Origin of the sequence: Sphingobacterium sp. B16(2022) (assembly GCF_012030425.1) — a bacterium.
In the GTDB taxonomy this organism is placed as follows: Bacteria; Bacteroidota; Bacteroidia; order Sphingobacteriales; family Sphingobacteriaceae; genus Sphingobacterium; species Sphingobacterium anhuiense.
In genome coordinates this window covers 176,063-198,700 of sequence record NZ_JAAUVN010000001.1, presented here as the reverse complement: position 1 = coordinate 198,700, position 22,638 = coordinate 176,063, and the positions used below count along the sequence as shown (strand labels likewise).

Genomic DNA, 22,638 nt, shown 5'->3' with positions numbered 1-22,638 from the left:
AAAATAAAAAGGGTCTTACAAATTAAGTAAGACCCCCTTGTATAAACTTAATATCCCTTACTTGAATAATTTAAAAATGTCATTTCCAAAAATAAAGACCATTAGAGCAAGTAAAATAAAGAAACCTACCATCTGTGCCTTCTCTAAGAATTTTTCACTTAATGGTTTTCCTTGGATCATTTCGATCAACAAGAAAACCACGTGTCCACCATCTAATGCCGGTATCGGTAATAAATTCATGAATGCCAAAGCCATAGACAACATACCTACTAATGACCAGAAGCGTACCCAGTCCACTTCAGTACCGAACAACTGCGCAATACCTACAGGACCTGATAAAGCTTTATCGGCACGAATCTCTCCCTTAAATATCTTACCAAATCCTTTTGCATTATCAGTAATAACCGTGAATGCTTTCTTTGCCCCCATTGGCAAAGACTCCATTAAACTATAATGAATCGTAAATGTTTTAATGGTTTGATCCGGATTAACATTAAAACCCAAAATCGCATCAGAAGGCACAACACCTTTTAAAGATTGTTCTTGACCATCGCGTACAATTTTCAATTCAACTGGTTTTCCGACTTTTGCTTTCAATTGGTCCTTAAACTGATCAAAAAACTGAATTGGCGTATTGTCAACTGCAACAATACTATCGCCTTTAAGAAAACCCATTTTAACTGCTTCTGAACCCGGTTGAATAGCTGCAACAGAGGTCATTTTCATCCGTGGTTCTATAAATTTCTCATCTTTTTTATCCGCAATTGTATTTAAGATATCCGCTGGAACATGAATTTTTGTATCAGCACCAGCACGATTTACAGTCAGATCTACTCCTCCCATTAATAGTTTAGAGCTAATTAAATCTGAATAGTTTTCAATCTTAGTGCCATCAATAGCCAAAATACGGTCTCCCGCCTGCAAGCCGATTGACTTCCCAATTTCTCCGGGTACAATACCATTCACCAATTGATCATTCTTGATGTCCGTAGTGCCCATTTTAAATGTTAACATCCAAAATACAACAACACCAACAATGACATTAACAATAATACCACCTAGCATCACGATCAAACGTTGCCAAGCTGGTTTTGAACGAAACTCCCATTCTTGAGGCTCTCCACTCAATTGCTCAGTATCCATGGATTCGTCAATCATACCAGCAATTTTAACATAGCCACCTAAAGGCAACCAGCCAATTCCATATTCACAGTCTTTATATTTGAATTTAAATAATTTGACACCCCATGCATCAAAAAATAAATAAAATTTTTCTACTTTAATTCCAAAAGCGCGTGCCGCTAAAAAATGGCCCAACTCATGCAATACGATCAAAATTGACAAGCCCAATATGACTTGTGCCACCATAATTAAAACACCCATGTATCTTCTTCTATAATTATTTACTTAATTGATTATTTCTTGCGCAACTCTCCTTGCAGCATAATCGGACTCAATATAGTCATCTAGACTTGGTCTCGCAAGATAATTTACTTTTTCCAATACAGTCTCGATCACATCACTCATTCCTAAAAAACTAATCTTATCCTTCAAAAATGCATCCACAACGACTTCATTTGCTGCGTTGAGTACACAGGCACTATTCCCTCCCTTTCGTAAAGAATCATAAGCTAATGCCAAATTTTTAAAAGTTTCCAAATCTGGCTTTTCGAAAGTTAATTCTGGATAATCCATAAAATTAAACCGTTCAAAAGTATTCTTTAAACGATTTGGATAAGACAGGGCATACTGTATCGGTAACTTCATATCTGGCAATCCGAGTTGTGCTTTTAAAGATCCATCTTGAAACTGTACAAGCGAATGTACAATGGACTGAGGATGTACAATTACATCAACTTGGTCTACTTTCAGATCAAAAAGCCATTTTGCTTCGATTACTTCGAGTCCTTTATTCATTAATGAAGCCGAGTCAATCGTAATCTTAGCACCCATTACCCAATTCGGATGTTTCAAAGCATGTTCCTTTGTTACGGAAGTCAATATCGAACGGTCCTTCCCACGAAAAGGCCCTCCAGAGGCAGTGATATATATTTTTTCAATCGGATTAGCTTCTTCACCAACCAAACATTGGAAAATCGCTGAATGTTCCGAGTCGACTGGCAACATCTTAACTTGATATTGAGAAGCTAAGCTCATCACCAATTCACCCGCAACAACCAGTGTTTCTTTGTTAGCTAGTGCGATATCCTTACCGCAGGAAATAGCCTTAACAGTAGGTCTGAGTCCAGCAGCACCTACAATGGCATTCAAAACAACATCAACCGACTCAAACTGTACCACTTCTTCTAAAGCCTGCATACCTGAGTAAACCGCAATTTGAGTATGTCCTAATTTTGATTTAACAAAATCAACTTGTTCTTCATTGATAATAACAACAGCGTCGGGCAAAAATTCTAATGCCTGCGCTACTAACAAAGTAGCATTTGAACCGCAGGTCAATACTACAACATGAAAAAGATCAGGAAAGGCGCGTACCACATCTAAGGTTTGTGTACCTATACTACCCGTTGAACCTAAAACCGCAATTCCTTTTTTATTCAAAATCAAAATTATTTATTAAAATATATTACTTAAAATACTCGGATCTTCACTACCCTTATATTCTTGAACCATATCTCGGTAAGCAACTGTATAGACAACAGAAGTTAACGGGATAATTAAAAATGAATTTATTAAACTAAATATAATTGCCATAATGGAATACTCCATATAAACACAATAAATATTTAATACGCTAACAAAAGCTAAACTCAATAAAATTAAAAATAAACGAATTATATTTCCTTTCGTAATCGCCAGACTCCAACGCAAAGACTTCATGACACTAATTCCTTTATCAATAATAAAAAAAGGAAAGAATGAGATACGAAGCAATATAAAGAAGGATAAGATTGCTCCTACATTTGGTACGATCTCAAATGATACCACCTCCGTATCTATACCCATATAGATAAGCGGGAAACAAACAATCATAGCAAAAAAAAGAATCAGTATAGATGCTAATGTAAAAACGACAATTCCACCTAAAAAATTAATTAATTCTGCCCAGGAAGGCCATGTTTTAACAACACCCACATGCTCTTTATGATCCAATAAATTCAAAATAAATTTAAACAGAAACAATTGTAAGCCTAATAAAGTTACAGCAAATAACAGCATCAAAGGAATTTTGAGAAGTATACTTGAGGTCTCCAAATAAAAAGTTAATTCATGAGCAACAACAAACAATAAAAAAATAGACAATAACAATCCCCCTATTGAGAAATAATGTCCCTTTAGTATATGAATTGATCTGCTTAAAACTTCATTAACAGCAAAAGTGCTCTCCTTGAGAAACTGAATCATCGAAATAAAAATAAATTACACAAAGATGAAATAATTTTTGGTTATCAACAATTTAACAACTCAATATTTCATCTTTTTTTACACACAAAAGATAGCAAAACAAAAAAGCCTTCTCAAATAATATTCTGAGAAGGCTTTAGTTATAGGTACACCTCTATTTAAAGTCCTTTGGAACCGGTTTTTCTAATAAATACTGATAGTAAAAACGTACACGTTCTTTAAAATCATATGCATTTTTAGATCTTTCAAATCCGTGACGACTACCCGGATAAATCATCAACTCGAAAGGTACAGAACGATCGGTCAAAGCATCAACCAATTGCATGGTATTTTGCAAATGAACATTATCGTCCATATCGCCATGCATAATTCTCAAAATACCTTTGTAATTATCCGTATAAGTTAAGACAGAACCATTTTTATATCCCTCTGCATTATCTTGTGGCGTATCCATCCAGCGCTCTGTGTAATGGGTATCATACAACTCCCATGATGTCACAGGAGCACCAGCTATCCCAAAATCAAAAACATCTGCGGCTTTAGTCATTGCTAAACATGTCATATAACCGCCATAACTATGGCCAGTAATCAAAAATTTATTTTTAGCTACCCAAGGTTTTGCTTTAAACCATTTCGCAACAGTAGAATAATCTATAATTTCCCAGTGCCCCAGATTACGATGCATAAGTGCTACGCCCTGTTTTCCAAATTGTCCAGATGCACGATGATCAGCCGACACTTGAATAATACCCTCATTAGCCCAATATTGACTTCTTGTACCTTTCCATGTATCTTTCACAGTACCTGCGTCAGGACCACCATATATACTGAAAATAACAGGGTATTCTTTCGCTTCATCAAAATCCGTCGGATAAGTCACGACAACAGGTAAATCATACTGGCCATCATCAGACTTTATAGTAAAGTATTTTGTCTCACCAAATTTATAGGTATTAAAATCCGATGCTCTACTATCGGCCAGTTCTTTTACAATTTTACCCTTATTGTCAACTAGTGCTACCTTATTAGGTGTGCTTACGTTAGAATAATTAGTTATGAAATAATGTCCGTCAGGAGATACTTTTACATCATGCGAATAATCACCAAATGTCAGTCTTTTCATATTCTTACCTGAAAAGTCAACACGATATAGATCATAACGTGCCGAATTCTCTTTACGCGCCATGAAGTAAACTACTTTTGCCTTCTCATCTATATACTCTAATGAAGTCACCTGCCAATTACCCGATGTAATTGGATTTAATAACTTACCATCTAAAGTATAAAGATAATAGTGAGCCCAGCCTGTCTTATCTGATTTTAATATATAGTGTTTGTTATCGGCCAGATAGGTGATACGCTCTTCATGATCTAAATTAATCCATGAAGATTGTTTTTCATCATAAATTTCTTTCTTAGCTCCAGAGTTAGGATCAACTTGATAAAATTTCAAATTATTCTGATCACGATTCATCCATTGAACCATGATGTTTTTACTATCAAAACTCCAATAAGGTTGGCCAAAATATTGATCATCCTTTTCGTTAAAATCAGACCAGGTCACTTCTCCACCAGTAGCATTTACAAAACCGACCTTAACTTCTGGATTTGGATCTCCAGCTTTAGGATAACGGGTTTCTTCTAGATAACCGTGTTGACCTTTCGACACATAAATTGGAAACATAGGCACCTTTGTATCATCAAAGCGCATAAAAGCCAACTTCTTACTATCTGGCGACCACCAAAAAGCTTTATAATTAGTTGATCTACCTAAGATCTCCTCATAATACACCCACGATGACCAACCATTGTAGATAACATCTGTACCATCGGTAGTATAACGAATTTCCTTGCCTGTCGTTAAATCAATCGCATACAAATCACTTTTACGTGTAAAAGCAACAAGTTTACCATCTGGTGAAAGTGTTGGGTTTTGCTCTGCAACATCAGGAGAACTTGTCAGTTGCTTAGCTGCTTGACTACCGTCCTGAATAAAAATATCATTTTTTGAAACGTATACTTTGACAGATGATTTGGCAGGAACGACATATAATTCACGTTTCCCACTTTTCAAATCAATTTGATACGTTTTACCATCTTTCGCATCACGTTCTAGATAAGCGACACTGTTTGCCCAACCAGGGTAGAAGTTGACATTTTGTGTTAATGAATTTCGATTTCCCCAAGATTGATCAAAATCCAATCGTTTTTGTTGCGCCTGAACTGTAGATTCTGATACCAGAATAAAAGCCGTAAGACTCAGCGCGGTAATTAATTTACTCATTTAAATATGAAGATTATCTAAGTTTGAGCACTAATATAGGAAATTGCCCCTATTTACAAGAAATTTAAGTTGTAACAAGGTGATTAGACAACTCGAATTTAATTAATCATCAAACAGAGACAATTGATAACCTTCGAAACGGTCATTACTTTCATCTCTAAAATTTGAAATCGAAATCCCCATTAACCGGACCTTTTTATCAAACTCCAGTTTTAGAAGTAATGAAAGTGCAATTTGATACATATCTTCTTGATGTTTAAAAATCTCCAAGATAGAGATACTTCTTGTCAACACCGTAAAATCTGCAAATTTTACTTTTAAAGTCAAAGTTCTCCCCCATTTACCACCTTTTTCAAGTCGTGTATAAAGTCGTGAATTTAAGTCTTCCAAAATTGATTTTAATTCATCTAACTGTCCAATATCACTAGGAAAAGTATCTTCAATACCAATAGATTTACGAATACGATTTGGTACAACTGCTCGATTGTCAATACCTCTCACAATTTGATAAAAAAAATCTCCCGATTTACCAAACCATCGCATCAAATCTACATGTGATTGCTTTTTTAGATCAAGACCTTTAAAAATACCCAAAGAGCGCATTTTATTTGCCGTTACTTTTCCAACTCCAAAAAATTTTTCAACAGGTAGCTCCTCCATAAAAGTTACAATCTTTGAAGGGCCTATAAAAGTTAAACCATCAGGTTTATTCATATCAGAAGCTATCTTTGCCACGAATTTATTAACCGAAACCCCAGCAGACACGGTCAAATTAAGTTCGTCTTTTATTTCACGTTTAATTCTCTTAGCAATCTCTAGAGCCGACCCAATATGTTGTTTATCATCCGATACATCTAAAAACGCCTCATCCAAAGATAGCGGTTCAACCAAATCAGTATAACGATAAAAAATGGAACGAATATGATCGGACACCTGTTTGTAAACATCAAATCTAGGACGAGTAAAAATTAAGTGGGGACATAATTTTATAGCTTGTATAGATGACATAGCCGACTTAACACCATATTTTCTCGCCTCATAACTAGCAGTGGCTACAACACCACGTCCATCAGGAGATCCACCAACGGCGATAGGCTTACCCCGTAATTCTTCAAAATCGCGTTGATCAACAGAAGCAAAAAATGCATCCATATCTAAATGAATTATTTTCCTCTTCTTATTTAATATTGTATCATCCATCGTTTTTCAAAAAACAAATTTAAATAATATTATACAGAGAAGTCTCAACATTTACTATTTTGAATTCATCATTACCAAATGCAAAAAAATAAATACGCAGATAAAGGATTGACTATAATCAGAATAAACCGACTCCTTCCAGCAAATAAATGCATTACTATATAATTACATTTTTAGACAACCAAAACCAGTATTAATTAAGGAATTATAAATACCGATATAAAAAAAGATGGCCTAAAAATTGATTTAAGTATAAACGAAACTTTATTGTTCATCTAAACAATTTTACTTAAGTTTATTATAAAATTAAACTCAGATATGACTAATTCTACAGATACGCAACAAAAAAAAGGAGGTTTTAAAAAATTTTTATTTATCACCATCTTAGTTATTTTAGCAATTGGAGCTAGCATAACATATTATAAATATTACTTCGTTTTCGGAGAAGGTGTTAAATCAGGATATTTAAATTATGCTGTCAAAAAAGGAAATGTTTTCAAAACGTATGAAGGAAAGCTTATTCAGGAGGGTTTTGGACAGATGAAAGCTGGTGGTGTAGCAAGCAATCAATTTGAATTTTCAATTGAAGACGATACTGTTTTTAAACAACTCGAATCAAATAGTGGAAAGTACTTTGATCTGCATTATAAGGAATATCATGGAGCACTACCTTGGCGAGGAAATACGGTCTATATCGTAGATAAAGTAATCAGTATGAAATAAAAGAAGCACTGTTTACAAAACAGTGCTTCTTTTATTATAACCGTATATTCAAAAGTTATTAAAAAGGCGCATCGTCCGGCATGTCATTCATACGTGAAGGCATCGTAATACCACCAGTCATCCCTCCCATATCACTACCACTAAACATAGCCGAAGGATTCATTGCTGGAGAACTGAATGATGTTGGATTATTAAAACCATCCGCCGCACCAACACCTGTAAATTCATCTTCCAAATCAACAAACTTCACATATTTACCGACAAAACGAAGTGGTACAATTCCAGTTTCACCATTACGGTGCTTAGCAATAATAACCTCTCCTACACCAGCAGTTGATCGACCTTCTTCATCTTCGGTCATACCATAATACTCCGGACGGTATAAAAATAATACCATATCTGCATCTTGCTCAATAGATCCGGATTCACGTAAATCCGAAAGCATAGGACGTTTTGAATTCCCTGGACGAGACTCTACCGCACGGCTTAATTGTGAAAGGGCCAATACCGGAACATTTAACTCTTTTGCAACAGATTTCAATGCCCTTGAGATACTACCGATTTCCTGCTCACGATTACCACCACCTTTTCCTTCGGCCTTTCCATGCATAAGTTGCAAATAATCGACAATGACCATCTGGATATCATGCTGCGCTTTTAAACGTCGGCACTTGGCTCTAAATTCAAATACGTTTAATGCTGGTGTATCGTCAATAATTAAAGGTGCTTCAGTCAACCTTCCAATTCTAGAATGCAGTTGCTGCCATTCATGATCAGCCAGATTACCTTTCTTCAACTTCTCCTGTTCAATTTCTGTTTCTCCAGCTATCAAACGATTAACCAATTGCACTGAAGACATCTCAAGAGAGAAAACGGCTACAGGTTTATTATGATCTACAGCAGCATTACGTGCTACAGATAAAACAAAGGCTGTTTTTCCCATCGCAGGACGAGCCGCAATAATTACTAAATCTGAAGGTTGCCATCCGGAGGTCATACGATCTAATGCTGTTAAACCAGAAGGAACACCTGTTAATCCATCTGTACGATCACGCAACAATTCCAAATTTGATATTGCTTCACGCATGATATCATCCATTTTCCTAGAATCTCTTCTTAAATTATTCTGGGCAATATCAAATAAACTCTTCTCTGCATGATCCAAAAGATCAAATATATCCGAAGTTTCATCATAGGCACTATTAATAATCTCTGTTGAAACTTTGATTAATTCACGTTGAATATATTTTTGCGAAATAATACGCGCATGAAATTCAATATTAGCTGCAGAAACAACACGATCAGTTAATTGTGTTATATAATATGCTCCACCAACCATTTCCAGAGCTCCCATTTTTCGAAGCTCAGCAGTAACAGTTAATAAGTCAATAGGAGATGATTTCTGAAATAAGCTAAAAATAGATTCGAAAATTTTCTGATGAGCGTCTTTGTAAAAAGATTCTGGCTTAAGAATATCAATAACTTCACTTAAGGCATTTTTCTCCAACATCAGAGCTCCTAAAACCGCCTCTTCCAAATCTAAAGCCTGTGGAGGAAGTTTACCTAATCCACTGACTAAATTATTGAGTTTGGTTCTACGCTCTCCGAAATTGGTCTTCTTACCAGTTCCAGTATTACTATCTTCAAAATTATTATCGTTACTCATCTTATATGATATCCAAAAACTTGTGCATGTACGCTAAAAAACTGATAGCGGATAGCAAATGTAAAAAAAATAAGGTAGACATTTTTCAAGAGTTGTACACAGTCAAATTAGTTGTGAAAACAATCACCCCAAAAGCTTTTGATAAACATTGATTTACAACTCAAGTTTTCCACATTTGATGTTGAAAAAAATGTTGATAATAAAAAACAGCATCTAATTAACAAGACATTAAGCAACTGTTAACAACTTCCACCAATGTTAATAAAGTTACACTATTTATCGCAACAATAGCGCAATCAAAAAAATAATAAATAATTAAAAATGTATTCAAATCGTCACGCTGAATAAAGTATTTGCAAGAAAATTTTGCTATTTTGATTTTTCCTTTTCGATCATATTAAAGCTCAATCAGAATATTGTATCTTTGCTACTATGACAAATGAAGCATCATCATTAAAACCATACAAGGACGCAAAAGACGGTAAAAAAGAGCAAGTTGCAGATATGTTTAACAACATATCCAAAACTTATGACTTTTTAAATCATTTTCTATCCTTAGGCATTGATATCATCTGGCGTAAAAAAGCAATTAATGCTTTAAAATCCATCGCTCCGCAATATATGTTAGATGTAGCAACAGGAACTGGTGATTTCGCGCTGGAATCAATTAAAATATTGAATCCAAAAAAAATAATCGGCGTAGACATTTCGCAAGGTATGCTTGATGTTGCACAGCAAAAGATTAAACAAAAAGGTTTATCTGAGCAATTTGAAGTACAACTTGGTGATTCAGAACAGTTGCAATTTGACGACAATACCTTCGATGCTGTAACGGTTGCATTTGGCGTCCGTAATTTTGAAAATCTAAATCAGGGCTTAGCAGATATCTGTCGTGTATTGAAGCCTGGCGGAAAAGCAATAATATTGGAATTTTCTAATCCTAAAAAATTTCCAATTAAACAATTGTATAATTTTTATTTTAAAAGAATAACCCCAACAATAGGAAAACTCTTCTCAAAAGATTCGAGTGCATACTCGTATCTACCTGAATCTGTAGCTCGATTTCCTGATGGTGAAAAATTTGCGGAAATTACAAAAGCCGTTGGTTTTTCAAACACAATAATTCGCCCGCAGACTTTTGGCGTTTGTACGATATATATTGCCACAAAATAGAGAACCAAATTTATTTTATTTTTAAATTAATTCAATGTCAAAAACAGTATTCATTACAGGGGCAAGTTCAGGTATTGGAGAAGCTTGTGCAGAAGTCTTAGCGCGTGAAGGATATAATTTATTACTTTGTGCGCGTCGTTTTCAAAGATTAGAGGAAATTAAGGATAGACTTAATAAACAATATCCACAAATTGCGATTCATATCTTTGAACTTGATGTTCGCAATTATGATGAGGTAAAATCTAAAATTGAGAACTTACCTTCAGAATGGAAAAATATAAATGTACTTATTAATAATGCAGGATTAAGCCAAGGTTTAGATAGCATCCAAGATGGCGATATCGGCGATTGGGATCGCATGATCGACACAAATGTCAAAGGATTATTATATGTTACAAAAACAGTCATACCGCTATTAGAAAATCAAGAGGGAGCACATATTGTCAATTTAGGATCTATAGCCGCTAAAGAGGTGTATCCAAATGGAAATGTCTACTGTGCCAGTAAACATGCAGTAGATGCACTTAATAAAGCAATGCGAATTGACTTACTTCCAAAAGGAATAAAAGTAACCGGCATAAATCCGGGAATGGTAGAAACAGAGTTTTCAGAAGTGCGCTTTAAAGGTGATATCGAGCGTGCAAAAAATGTGTATAACGGAGTTGACGCTTTAACGGGAAAAGATATTGCTGAAACAATATCTTTCGTGATTAGCAGACCCAAGCATGTTAACATCAACGATCTCATTATTATGCCAACCGCACAAGCAACAGGAACGATTGTAAATAGAAAATAATAAAATTCAGTTTAATATGACTTTAGAAGAAAAAATAAATCAAGATATCAAGACCGCAATGATCGCAAAAGATGCGAACAAATTACGTGGCTTACGTGCTGTCAAAGCAGCTATTTTATTAGCAAAAACGGAAAAGGGCCACAGCGAAGAATTGACAGAAGAAACAGAAATTAAAGTTCTTCAAAAATTAGTAAAACAACGTAAAGAATCCGCGGAAATTTACAAAACTCAAAACAGAGATGATCTGTATGCGATCGAAGTTGAAGAGCAAGAAGTAATTGAAGCATACTTACCAAAGCAACTCAGCAGAGAAGAAGTGGAAGCGATTATCAAAGAAATAATCAGCACAACTGGAGCTTCAACAGTAAAAGATATGGGCAAAGTAATGGGTGCTGCTAACCAACAATTAGCAGGAAAAGCCGACGGAAGGACAATTTCCGAGCTTGTAAAAAGTTTACTCGCTTAATTACATATACTTAATATAAAAAGGGCTATAGTAATATAGCTCTTCTTTTTATGGAATTATTTTGGAAATATAAGACATTCTCTGAATTAACAACAGAAGAATTATATCGCATCCTCAAATTACGTGTTGATGTCTTTGTGAATGAGCAACAATGCTTTTATCCAGAATTGGATAATAAAGATGATCAGTGCGCCCATATTTGGGCAGAAATCAATAATGATATTGTTGTTTATGCCCGAATTGTACCACCAGGTCTATCTTATCCGGAACCGGCAATTGGCCGAGTTGTAACAAACCCATCCTTTAGAGGTTGTAATTATGGGAAAGCTCTTATAAATAAATCGCTTACCTGCATATCTGAAAAGTATGGAACCACAGCGATTCAGATAGGTGCGCAAACCTATCTAAAGAAATTTTATGAAAGCTTCGGATTTGAACAAGTATCTGATGAATACCTGGATTATGGAATCCCACATATTGACATGATAAAACCTAAAACTTACTAATATGAATCATATTGTTATTATTACTGCCGCAATATTAGGTTCTACAGCCATTATGCTGGGTGCCTTTGGTGCACACGCTTTTAAGAAACTAATTAGCGAAGAAAAACTGACCTCTTTTGAAGTAGGTGTACGTTATCAAATGTATTCGGCTATTACCTTACTGGTCTTAGGGTTTAATTTACATTTCGACCTTTACAGTGAACGTTTTGTATTTTATAGTATAACGGCAGGAACTTTATTATTTTCTATCAGTATCTACCTCCTGTCATTTGCTCAATATTGGAATAAAAATTTAAAATTCTTAGGCCCAATTACCCCATTAGGGGGACTGTTAATGATCGCTGGCTGGGTTGCGTTAATCATTCGTTTTATTTAACTTTACCTATATCAAGGCAATGATGTCTGCCACTAACCGCTTTAATGAGCTGATGACGTCTACTTTTGCTGATACTTTTTGTATCCGCTAGAATCGTTTATGACAATAAGTAAGTAGACATGTCAACTAAAAGTAACACTTTATCAAAAATAGCACTTAAAGAGAAGACTTTTTGTGTTTTAAAATGGATAGCGATCGCCATTTCAGTTGGGTTTATTGTAGGATCAATCTCAGCTTTCTTTCTCACGAGCCTATCCTGGGTAACAAATTACAGAGATCTTCATCCCGTCATCATGCTAGGATTACCATTAGCAGGTTTAATAATTGGATTACTTTATCACTACTATGGTGGCCCTTCAGGCAAAGGCAATAATCTCCTGCTTAAAGAATATTACCAAAGCGAACAGACCATCCCATTAAGAATGGCACCTTTGGTTTTATTCAGCACGTTGCTTACACATCTTTTTGGAGGTTCTGCAGGAAGAGAAGGAACCGCTGTACAAATAGGAGGTGCAATCGCCGATCAATACTCAAGAATTTTCAAGTTAACTCATGACGATCGAAAGATTTTAATCATTATCGGGATAAGTGCGGGATTTGCTTCTGTTTTTGGAACCCCCTGGGCAGGTGCATTATTTGGACTAGAAGTTATAACTGGTGGAAAGTCAAGATTAAAAGCACTTATACCAAGTATCATGACAGCCTTTATTGCCAACTATGCCTGTTCTTTCTGGAATGTATCGCATACACATTATCACATTCGAGAAATCATCCCCGCACTCAATCCGCAACATCTACTTTATACGGTCATTGCAGGTATAATTTTTGGATTAGTAGCTTATCTATTCACTGCATTCGGAGATATCTTTAGCTACATTTTCAGAAAGATTCAATACCCTCCCCTGCGTCCTTTTATTGGAGGTATTGTCCTTATTTTCCTAATATGGCAGCTAGGAACTACACAATATATAGGTTTAGGAATTCCTACCATATTAGCCTCATTCGAAAGTCAATTAAATTCTTATGATTTTATTATCAAACTATTACTAACCACTTTCACCCTTTCCGCAGGATTTAAAGGTGGAGAAGTAACACCATTATTTTTTATTGGTGCAACTCTAGGTAATGTCCTATTTGGAATTATTCCGCTACCAATGGGATTATTGACCGCAATGGGTTTTATTGCTGTTTTTGCAGGAGCAACCAATACACCGCTGGCTTGTATACTGATGGGGGTAGAATTATTTGGGTTTGAAGCCAGTATTTATTTTACAATTGCTTGTTTTGTCGCCTATTTCTTTTCTGGAGCGAAAGGAATCTATACAACTCAGATCATCACAGGCCCTAAACATCACTTCTATCTCCACATAAAGAAAAGGCAAAATGACATCTACGAACGATTAAGGAATCTATAATAAAAAAGTTCAAGGATTTGTCGCCAATAATCCATCCTTGAACTTTTTCAACTACAATTCTTTAAGGTGTTTGTAGTTAGATTTAATCGTATCCAAAACTTCCTGCATTTTACCCCCAAGCATCAATTTAGACATTGACTTTGCCATTCCTACCATTTGATCAAAATCAACCTTAGGAGGCATAGCTAGCGCATTTGGATTCGTAAAAACATTTAATAGAATTGGACCAGGATGCGATAAAGCAAACTCAACAGCATTCCTAACCTCTTCAGGTTTATGTACATTCATACCTTTAAAACCCATCGCTTCCGCTATAGCGGCGAAATCAGGATTTACCATATTGGTTTCGTTATCAGGAAGTCCGGCAACTTCCATCTCTAATTTGACCATACCAAGAGCCCGATTATTAAAAACAATTATTTTTACAGGCAGTTGATATTGATTAATAGTAGCTAAATCACCAAGCAACATCGACAATCCACCATCACCACATAATGCAATAACTTGCTGTTCTGGATGAGACAAAGCAGCTCCAATTGCCATTGGCATGGCATTGGCCATAGATCCATGGTTGAAAGAACCGAGCATCTGCCGTTTACCAGTCCCTGAAATAAAGCGCGCCCCCCAGACACAGGTCATCCCCGTGTCCACCGTAAATATAGCACTGTCCGTAGCCAGTTCATTAATACAGTGTGCCAAATATTCTGGCTGAATTGTATCCTCCCCCCCTTTTTCTTGCATAAAACTACGCATATTGTCCTTTACTTTCTCATAGATCTTCAGCTGAGCTTCAAGGAAACTTGCATCTTCTTTTTGTTCCAGCAACGGAAGAAGTGCCTGTAAAGTATGCTTGATATCTCCGCACAATCCCATTTCCAATTTTGCGCGTCGTCCTAATCGTTCAACAGCAGTATCGATTTGAATAATCTTATTATTAGTAGGCATAAACTTATCATAAGGGAAATCCGTACCTAATAATAAAATCAAATCTGACTCATGCATACTTTGATAGGCTGCGGCTTGCCCTAGCAAACCAGTCATTCCTATTTCGTAAGGATTATCATGTTGAATCCCCATTTTACCTCTAAAAGAATACCCTACTGGGGCCAAAATCTTTTGAGATAATTGTACAATTTCAGGATGAGCCCCAGCTGCTCCAATTCCGCAAAAAACGGTAACACATTTACTCGCGTTAATAACTTTTGCAAGAGCGTCTAATTCACTATCAGAAGGCCGAATGACAGGATTTACATAAAATAATTGGGTAGACACCGAAGAATCTTCAGCTTTCATTTCTGATACATCCCCTGGCAAACCGATGACAGCAACTCCTTTCTGTCCTATTGCATGCTGTATGGCAGTCTGAATAATTCGAGGAGCCTGTTCCGCAGTAGTTATTAATTGGTTGTAGCAACTACAGTCATCAAAAAGCTTTACAGTATTTGTCTCTTGAAAATACCCCATGCCCATCTCCGAGGTATTAATTGTAGAAGCAATTACAATCATGGGAACGTGTGAACGATGAGCATCATACATACCATTTATGAGATGAACGTGACCAGGCCCGCAGCTACCTGCGCAACATGCTATTCCATCCAGTTCCGCTTCAGCAGCCGCTGCATAAGCCCCAACTTCTTCATGACGCACATGAATCCATTTAAGTCGGCCATCTTTACGTATTGCTTCATTAAAAAAATTAAGACTATCTCCAGTAACCGCGTAAACGCGTTTTACACCTGCTTCCACAAGCATTTCAACCAACTGATCTGCTACAATCTTTGCCATATTAAATTATTTAAGTTAAGGGGAAATCAACACCCCCTATACTAAATAACAATGAAAAATAGAATCAGTTTTAAAATATTATGTTAATAAAGGCTATAATAGCTTACCCGATAATAATAAGCCCGCAACGGTAAAATAAATAATCAATCCAGATACATCAACCAAAGTTGCGACAAAAGGTGCTGAAGCTGTTGCTGGATCTAAACCGAATCTGCGTAGTACAAATGGGATAACCGAACCGGATAATGTACCCCAAAGCACAACAAAAAGTAAAGATAAAGAAACACTTAGTGCAATATAAACCCAGTAAATACCATAATCATATATTCCCAGTTCTTGCCAAAGTAAAATTCTAAGAAAACCAATAGTACCCAATATACCTCCCAAAATCAGACCAGATGAAATCTCACGTTTCATGACATACCACCAGTCCTTAAGTTTTATCTCTCCCAAAGCCATGGCTCGAATAATTAATGATGCGGCTTGCGATCCAGAATTTCCGCCACTAGAAATAATTAATGGAACAAATAAAGCAAGAACTACAGCCTTTTCAATTTCTCCGTCAAAGTAAGCCATCGCTGAAGCTGTTAGCATTTCACTTAAAAACAAAATAATCAACCAACCAGCTCTTTTTTGAATCAATTTAAGTAGCGGAGTTTTTGTATAAGCAACATCAAGTTCATCCATCCCGCCAAAACGTTGGATATCTTCCGTATCTCGATCTTTTATCTGATCCAATACATCATCAAATGTCACAATACCGACCAATACACCATTATCCGTCGTGATCGGAAGCGCACTTCGATCGTATTTCTGGAAAATCTCAAATGCCTCCTCCATAGGAGTTGCGGCTCTGATAGCAACAAAATTATGATCAATCAGTTCTGAAATTTCAATATCTGTATCGGCTAATAACAACTCACCTATTTTTAAATCATCAATAAGCACATTCTTTTCATCGACAACATATATAAAATTTAAGGTTTCAGCCTTCTTTCCAAAAAGCTTAATATGCTTAAAAACATGTTCAACAGTAAAATATGGTCTAACTTGGACATACATCGGGGTCATGAGATGTGCAATACTATTTTCATCATAGCCAATCAGCTTCAACGCTAACTGTTTTTCACGTTCATTTAACAAATTAATTAAGTACTTAATCAAATCATCAGGTAAATCAGAAAATAGCTGATTCCTAATATCAGGCTTTAAGTTGTTAAGTAATTCTGTCAGTTCCGATTCTGAGAGGGATTTCGCTAGGCGATATTGAACATCCTTTTCTAAAAAAGAAAATATCTCGAGTTGCAAGTCAAAATCATAATGATTAAATTGCTCATACAAAGCCTCTTTGTCTAATTTACTTAGATTTTCAGCAATATCTGCGGGATGTACTTTTATTTTTTTACTCATAAATAATTACTTTTTTAATCACCGCTAAAATCTAGAAGCTAAATTGCTAAAGTATTTTGTAAATATCTCAAAATTGAAGTTGACCAGGATTAAGCTCAATAGGATCTTTTCCTTGTTGAAATAATCGTGCAGACAGTACACCTTTCAATTCAATTTGACCATGCTCAACATGTAACCAGCTACCCTCTCGTAAACCCAACACAGCCTGACTGTTGAATTGATGAAATTCTTGGATTCTTGTCTCTCTCGTTTCACCTTTATGTGTAGAGTTAGGATCTGGATCAAGATAATGTGGGTTGAGATTAAAAGGTAAAAACTGTAACGCTTCAAAACTTGGGGGATAAACGATCGGCATATCGTTAGTTGTACCAATTGTCAAGCCCGTTAAATTAGATCCAGCTGAAGTACCCACATAACGTAAACCAGAAGCAACAGCCGATTTAATTTCACTAACAAGATCCAATTCATACAAAGTCTTGAGCAAAAGAAAAGTATTTCCTCCTCCTATAAAAATTGCTTTTGCTTTTTTTATTGCATCCTTTTGATCAGAAAAAGTGTGTAGACCTTTTACCCGAATTCCTTTATCTTTTAAAGCTTCCTGAACATGAGCTGTATATTCATCATAAGAAATACCAGATGGCCTTGCGTAAGGTACAAATATCAATTCATCGGTCTGAATAAAGTCAACCAAATCATTTTTTATATAGGTCAAAAAAGAACTCCCATGGATCGTACTTGTACTGATAACAAGCAATCTAAAATTATTATTCATATCTATCTATCTTACCACTCAAAATTCATTCAAATTTAAAATTTATTATGTTATTTCATCATTAAAAAAGCTAGTGTGAAAATGATTTTAGAAACCTTTACTTTCACACTAGCAACTATCACATGTCAAATGCAATAAATCTCAATTAAGGATGTTAAACAAACTACTCTGCTGATTTATCTGAAGTTGTTTTTATTTTTTTATCAAGTAAGCGCTTTTCTTCTTTCAACGCCTTATTCAATAAAAACTCTATTTGCCCGTTCACACTCCTAAATTCGTCGGCAGACCATTTTTCCAATGCCTTATATACATCACTATCAATCCGGAGCATGAAATTCTTTTTTTCCGCCATATTATTTATTAATAAAACTATTGATACAGGGTTCCCGTATTTAACACAGGAGATGCCGCCTTTTCCCCGCAGAGTACAACCATCAAATTACTAACCATTGCTGCCTTTTTATCATTATCAAGCTCAACTATATCTTTTTCAGACAATCTTTGCAAAGCCATTTCTACCATACCAACTGCACCTTCAACAATTTTAGCACGAGCGGCAACAATCGCAGTTGCCTGCTGTCTTTGTAACATTGCTCCGGCAATTTCAGAAGCATATGCTAAATGACTGATCCGCGCCTCTTTTATAATAATACCAGCTGGAGCCAAACGCTCTAATAATTCTTTTTCTAAGATATGATTAACAGTATCTCCACCTTCACGCAAAGTAATTGTTGCTTGATTATTAGGATCTATTTCCAAATTATCATAAGGAAAACTACCAGCCAAATGCCGCACAGCCGCTTCGCTTTGTGTGCGGACATATGAAGTATAATTTGTCACATCATAAGTAGCCTTATAAGTATCACCAACTTGCCAAACAATAACAGCGCCTATTTCAATAGGATTTCCCATTTTATCATTTACTTTTAAAGTTTGTCCCTGTAAATTATCCGATCGTAGACTAACATTTAAAGTAGAGTACAAAGGATTAACAAAAAATAACCCATTTTCTTTTACTGTACCAATATAACTTCCAAAAAAATTCAACACACGTGAATGATTTGGATTAATGATCATCAGACCCTTTAACAAGAACAGTGTGGTTAAAATAAATAAAATCCCCACCGCAATATACCAGGAAGAAGCTTCTGCTTGAAAGAAACATACGATTCCAAGTACAAAAAGAACAATAGCAATTAAAAGAGCTAAATAACCAGAAAGAGGTTTAATTAATTTTTCCATATTTTTTTAAGTTTTGATATTAGTTTGATATCAAATATATAGCATTAAGATTTCATTTCAAAATAAAATATGCCAGATCAAAAAGGATTATTTATATTCGGCATAAATGTTTATTATCAAGATGTTTAAACAATCATTCTTACCCATTCAAAATAAAGATATTCAAGTATTAATATTGGGTTCTTTACCAGGAGACAGGTCCCTTCAAGCCCAAGAATATTATGCACATCCTCAGAATCGCTTCTGGAAATTAATCCAACGGATTTTTAATATAACTGACTTTCATTCTTATTCAGAAAAATTAAATATACTGCTAGAAAATAGGATCGGTCTATGGGATGTGTGCGCACAAGCAAAAAGAAAAGGCAGTATGGATCTCGATATTCTTGAGGAAATTCCAAATGACCTCACTACATTCTTCTCCCAGCACCCACACCTCCATACCATCATATTTAATGGACAAAAAGCGCGTAAAGTATTTGATAAACACTTTAAAAAAGCGGATCAATACCAGTATTACACACTACCCAGCACAAGTCCTGCAAATGCACAATACTCTTTAGAAAAATTACTTCTTGAATGGCAAGTCATATTTAAAAAAGATTAACAAATATTTACTACAATAAAAGCTTAAAATTCATAACGAATCATTATTTTTGCAGCAACATGTCAGATTTAAAATATAACCAAAGAGGTGTATCCGCAGGTAAAGAGGATGTACACAATGCTATTAAGAACATCGATAAAGGATTGTATCCAAAAGCTTTTTGTAAAATCATTCCTGATATTCTAGGTGGTGATGAACAGTGGTGTAATATTATGCACGCTGATGGTGCAGGTACGAAATCTTCCTTGGCCTATGTTTACTGGAAAGAAACAGGTGATATATCTGTTTGGCGCGGTATTGCACAAGATGCAATCATCATGAATCTTGATGACTTACTTTGTGTAGGCGCTACCGATAATATTTTATTATCATCTACTATTGGTCGTAATAAGAATGTCATTCCAGGAGAAGTTCTTGCAGAAATTATTAATGGAACAGAAGAAATTCTAGCAGAGCTCCGTGAAATGGGTATTGGTATTTATTCAACAGGTGGTGAAACTGCAGATGTGGGCGATTTAGTACGTACTATTATTGTAGATAGTACGGTAACTTGTCGCATGAAACGTGAAGACATCATTTCTAATCATAACATAAAACCAGGCAATGTAATTGTTGGTTTATCCTCTTCAGGAAAAGCTAACTATGAGACCGAATATAACGGAGGAATGGGATCCAATGGATTAACTTCAGCACGTCATGATGTCTTTAATAAAAATATTGCAGCAAAATATGCGGAAAGTTTTGACCCAGCTGTTCCATATGACTTAGTTTTTTCAGGCAGTCAAAATTTAACCGATAAAATCACAGTTGAAACTGGTGAAGAAATTACAGCAGGAAAACTAGTTCTTTCTCCAACACGTACATATGCGCCGGTAATCAAAAAAATATTAGATCTTTACCGTTCTCAAATTGACGGAATGGTACATTGTTCAGGTGGTGCACAAACGAAAGTATTACACTTTGTTGATGCAGTACACGTTATCAAAGACAACCTCTTCCCTATCCCTCCATTGTTTGATTTGATTCAAAAAGAATCAAATACGGATTGGAAAGAAATGTACAAAGTATTCAACATGGGACACCGCATGGAACTTTATGTACCTGAAGAAATTGCATCAGAAATTATTGCAATCTCCGAATCTTATGGTATTCCCGCTCAAATTATTGGTCGCGTAGAAGCTGCTACTACAAAACAAGTAACAGTTAAATCTCCTTACGGCGAGTTTATTTACGAATAACTAAAACGTCATTAGACTTGGTATTTTATCAAGTCTAATGACTCCTTATAACCATGAAAGATAAACTAATTGTGGGTTGGAAAGAATCATTAGATTTACCGGAACTTGGTATTTTTAATATTGAAGCAAAAGTAGATACAGGTGCGGGATCATCTGTTTTACATTGTGAATCTTATGAAATCAAAATAATTGAAAATCAAAAGTGGATTATTTGCCATATTATCGTTAATTTTAAAACAAGAGAACTTCGCATATTCAAATTTCCTGTTTATCGAGAAAAAATTGTAAAAAGTTCATTCGGTCAAAAAGAAAAGCGTTATTACATATTAACAAAAGCCAAATTATATAATCAGTTTTTCGAAATTAAATTATCTTTTAGAAACCGTTCTTCCATGCGATATCCTATGTTACTAGGAAAAAGTTTCCTATCAAAAAGGTTTATCGTGGACGTGTCAAGATCTAACTTATCTCAAAAATCTGTTGGATAAAAAGAATATTCATAGACAATTGTTTATGAACCAACATTACAATTAAATCATTCTAATCATAGCAAAGTGAAAATCGCTGTATTATCAACAGTTAAAAGCTTATACTCGACACGTCGATTAGTAGAAGCTGCAGAAAAACGTGGACATGAATGCGTTGTCATCGATCATAGCAAATGCTATGTAGGAATTCAACAAGGCAAACCTAGCATCCACTATAAAGGTCAAGATATTTCAGATATTGATGCAATAATTCCTCGAATTGGTGCTTCGGTTACTTTCTATGGTTCGGCCATTGTGAGGCAATTTGAGGTAATGGACGTAATTTCAGCCAATCCAAGTCAAGCAATCACACGATCACGAGACAAACTTCGTTGTATGCAAATTTTATCTGGTGCAGGAATCGGTCTTCCCATTACTGGATTTGCCCGTACTGCATCTGATGTTGACGACCTGATTAGCATGGTCGGTGGTGCACCTTTAGTTATTAAATTACTCGAAGGAACACAAGGAATTGGTGTAGTATTAGCTGAAACGAAGAAAGCTGCCTCCTCAGTTATAGAAGCTTTCTATGGATTAGGAAATAATATCTTAATACAAGAATATATCAAAGAAGCGAAAGGAACAGATATACGTGCATTTGTTGTTGGAGGAAAAGTGGTCGGTGCAATGAAAAGAACAGCCAAAGAAGGAGAGTTTAGATCTAACATCCATCGTGGGGGAACAGCAGAAATTATCAGACTTACAAAAAATGAACGTGAGACTGCCATTGCAGCTGCGGCTTCCATGGGATTAACAGTTTGTGGTGTTGATATGATGCCATCAGACAGAGGTCCTCTCGTACTGGAAGTAAACTCATCTCCTGGATTAGAAGGAATAGAAAAAGCAACAAAAAAAGATATTGCTGGAGAAATTATCATGTATCTCGAAAAACAGTTTGAATTAAAGAAAGCTGCCAAACCAGAGATTCGTAAAAAGAAGAAAAAGCAAAGCGATTTATAAAAATTAAGGTTCCTCTAAAAAAGGAACCTTTTTTGTTTATGAACTTCATATAATGATATGAAAAATCATCTGTTTAGAATACATGATAGAAAAGCCCAAAATTTCATTACCTGATTTTGACAATAC

At 35.5% G+C, this 22,638-nt stretch carries 22 protein-coding genes and 1 riboswitch; of the genes, 11 read left to right on the top strand and 11 right to left on the bottom strand.

Annotated features, from left to right (window positions below; all coding sequences use genetic code 11):
* Positions 1 to 57: 57 nt before the first annotated feature.
* The 5 genes from rseP to dinB form a co-directional block, all read right to left on the bottom strand.
* Positions 58 to 1,383 carry an RIP metalloprotease RseP gene (gene rseP / locus HCX49_RS00875; RefSeq protein WP_132772828.1) on the bottom strand — a complete coding sequence of 442 codons (1,326 nt, stop codon included), beginning with the start codon at positions 1,381 to 1,383 and terminating at the stop codon, positions 58 to 60.
* 24 nt (positions 1,384 to 1,407) lie between these two features.
* Positions 1,408 to 2,562: a 1-deoxy-D-xylulose-5-phosphate reductoisomerase gene (locus tag HCX49_RS00870; protein WP_132845377.1), complete on the bottom strand. Its 1,155-nt coding sequence runs from the start codon at positions 2,560 to 2,562 to the stop codon at positions 1,408 to 1,410.
* A gap of 15 nt (positions 2,563 to 2,577) precedes the next feature.
* A complete protein-coding gene (locus HCX49_RS00865; RefSeq protein ID WP_021192257.1) occupies positions 2,578 to 3,366 on the bottom strand; it encodes a hypothetical protein in 789 nt (262 codons plus the stop codon).
* 154 nt (positions 3,367 to 3,520) lie between these two features.
* On the bottom strand, positions 3,521 to 5,650 hold the full coding sequence (locus HCX49_RS00860) for a S9 family peptidase (protein ID WP_168125869.1): 2,130 nt from the start codon (positions 5,648 to 5,650) through the stop codon (positions 3,521 to 3,523).
* A 102-nt stretch (positions 5,651 to 5,752) separates the two neighbouring features.
* A complete protein-coding gene (gene dinB / locus HCX49_RS00855; protein WP_168125868.1) occupies positions 5,753 to 6,850 on the bottom strand; it encodes a DNA polymerase IV in 1,098 nt (365 codons plus the stop codon).
* Between the two features lie 318 nt (positions 6,851 to 7,168).
* Here dinB and HCX49_RS00850 point away from each other — a divergent pair, with 318 nt between their 5' ends.
* Positions 7,169 to 7,573 carry a hypothetical protein gene (locus HCX49_RS00850; RefSeq protein WP_021192258.1) on the top strand — a complete coding sequence of 135 codons (405 nt, stop codon included), beginning with the start codon at positions 7,169 to 7,171 and terminating at the stop codon, positions 7,571 to 7,573.
* Positions 7,574 to 7,631: 58 nt separating this feature from the next.
* On the opposite strand, the gene dnaB is transcribed toward HCX49_RS00850, so the two are convergent.
* Positions 7,632 to 9,239 carry a replicative DNA helicase gene (gene dnaB / locus HCX49_RS00845; RefSeq protein ID WP_132845370.1) on the bottom strand — a complete coding sequence of 536 codons (1,608 nt, stop codon included), beginning with the start codon at positions 9,237 to 9,239 and terminating at the stop codon, positions 7,632 to 7,634.
* A gap of 432 nt (positions 9,240 to 9,671) precedes the next feature.
* Between dnaB and ubiE the strand changes: the two genes are divergently transcribed.
* The 6 genes from ubiE to HCX49_RS00815 all read left to right on the top strand — a co-directional run bounded on the left by ubiE (position 9,672) and on the right by HCX49_RS00815 (position 13,971).
* Entirely contained in the window at positions 9,672 to 10,412 is a 741-nt protein-coding gene (ubiE, locus tag HCX49_RS00840) for a bifunctional demethylmenaquinone methyltransferase/2-methoxy-6-polyprenyl-1,4-benzoquinol methylase UbiE (protein WP_132772838.1), read from the top strand.
* Positions 10,413 to 10,446: 34 nt separating this feature from the next.
* On the top strand, positions 10,447 to 11,208 hold the full coding sequence (locus HCX49_RS00835) for an SDR family NAD(P)-dependent oxidoreductase (protein ID WP_168125867.1): 762 nt from the start codon (positions 10,447 to 10,449) through the stop codon (positions 11,206 to 11,208).
* A 16-nt stretch (positions 11,209 to 11,224) separates the two neighbouring features.
* Positions 11,225 to 11,674 (top strand): GatB/YqeY domain-containing protein, encoded by a 450-nt coding sequence (locus HCX49_RS00830; RefSeq protein ID WP_021192262.1) that lies wholly within the window; start codon positions 11,225 to 11,227, stop codon positions 11,672 to 11,674.
* Between the two features lie 50 nt (positions 11,675 to 11,724).
* Complete coding sequence (locus tag HCX49_RS00825; protein WP_168125866.1) at positions 11,725 to 12,180, top strand: GNAT family N-acetyltransferase; 456 nt, start codon at positions 11,725 to 11,727, stop codon at positions 12,178 to 12,180.
* 1 nt (position 12,181) lies between these two features.
* The gene (locus tag HCX49_RS00820) at positions 12,182 to 12,556 is read left to right on the top strand and encodes a DUF423 domain-containing protein (protein WP_021192264.1); all 375 of its coding nucleotides are present in this window, start codon (positions 12,182 to 12,184) and stop codon (positions 12,554 to 12,556) included.
* 6 nt (positions 12,557 to 12,562) lie between these two features.
* A riboswitch (Fluoride riboswitch) is annotated at positions 12,563 to 12,625 on the top strand.
* Between the two features lie 50 nt (positions 12,626 to 12,675).
* Complete coding sequence (locus HCX49_RS00815) at positions 12,676 to 13,971, top strand: voltage-gated chloride channel family protein (RefSeq protein ID WP_168125865.1); 1,296 nt, start codon at positions 12,676 to 12,678, stop codon at positions 13,969 to 13,971.
* Positions 13,972 to 14,022: 51 nt separating this feature from the next.
* Here HCX49_RS00815 and HCX49_RS00810 read toward each other — a convergent pair whose 3' ends face one another.
* The 5 genes from HCX49_RS00810 to HCX49_RS00790 form a co-directional block, all read right to left on the bottom strand.
* Positions 14,023 to 15,756: a thiamine pyrophosphate-dependent enzyme gene (locus tag HCX49_RS00810; RefSeq protein WP_168125864.1), complete on the bottom strand. Its 1,734-nt coding sequence runs from the start codon at positions 15,754 to 15,756 to the stop codon at positions 14,023 to 14,025.
* A gap of 93 nt (positions 15,757 to 15,849) precedes the next feature.
* The gene (gene mgtE, locus HCX49_RS00805; RefSeq protein ID WP_168125863.1) at positions 15,850 to 17,166 is read right to left on the bottom strand and encodes a magnesium transporter; all 1,317 of its coding nucleotides are present in this window, start codon (positions 17,164 to 17,166) and stop codon (positions 15,850 to 15,852) included.
* Positions 17,167 to 17,233: 67 nt separating this feature from the next.
* A complete protein-coding gene (gene pepE / locus HCX49_RS00800) occupies positions 17,234 to 17,938 on the bottom strand; it encodes a dipeptidase PepE (RefSeq protein ID WP_206368135.1) in 705 nt (234 codons plus the stop codon).
* A 163-nt stretch (positions 17,939 to 18,101) separates the two neighbouring features.
* Positions 18,102 to 18,290, bottom strand: a complete 189-nt coding sequence (locus HCX49_RS00795; protein WP_021192268.1) for a hypothetical protein — start codon at positions 18,288 to 18,290, stop codon at positions 18,102 to 18,104.
* A 17-nt stretch (positions 18,291 to 18,307) separates the two neighbouring features.
* Complete coding sequence (locus tag HCX49_RS00790) at positions 18,308 to 19,180, bottom strand: SPFH domain-containing protein (protein WP_168125862.1); 873 nt, start codon at positions 19,178 to 19,180, stop codon at positions 18,308 to 18,310.
* A 121-nt stretch (positions 19,181 to 19,301) separates the two neighbouring features.
* Here HCX49_RS00790 and HCX49_RS00785 point away from each other — a divergent pair, with 121 nt between their 5' ends.
* The 4 genes from HCX49_RS00785 (at position 19,302) to rimK (ending at position 22,512) form a co-directional block, all read left to right on the top strand.
* Positions 19,302 to 19,787, top strand: a complete 486-nt coding sequence (locus HCX49_RS00785) for a DNA-deoxyinosine glycosylase (RefSeq protein WP_168125861.1) — start codon at positions 19,302 to 19,304, stop codon at positions 19,785 to 19,787.
* A gap of 59 nt (positions 19,788 to 19,846) precedes the next feature.
* Positions 19,847 to 21,025: an AIR synthase related protein gene (locus HCX49_RS00780; RefSeq protein WP_168125860.1), complete on the top strand. Its 1,179-nt coding sequence runs from the start codon at positions 19,847 to 19,849 to the stop codon at positions 21,023 to 21,025.
* 53 nt (positions 21,026 to 21,078) lie between these two features.
* Entirely contained in the window at positions 21,079 to 21,513 is a 435-nt protein-coding gene (locus tag HCX49_RS00775; protein WP_021192272.1) for an ATP-dependent zinc protease, read from the top strand.
* Positions 21,514 to 21,579: 66 nt separating this feature from the next.
* Positions 21,580 to 22,512: a 30S ribosomal protein S6--L-glutamate ligase gene (gene rimK / locus HCX49_RS00770; RefSeq protein ID WP_021192273.1), complete on the top strand. Its 933-nt coding sequence runs from the start codon at positions 21,580 to 21,582 to the stop codon at positions 22,510 to 22,512.
* Positions 22,513 to 22,638 lie beyond the last annotated feature (126 nt).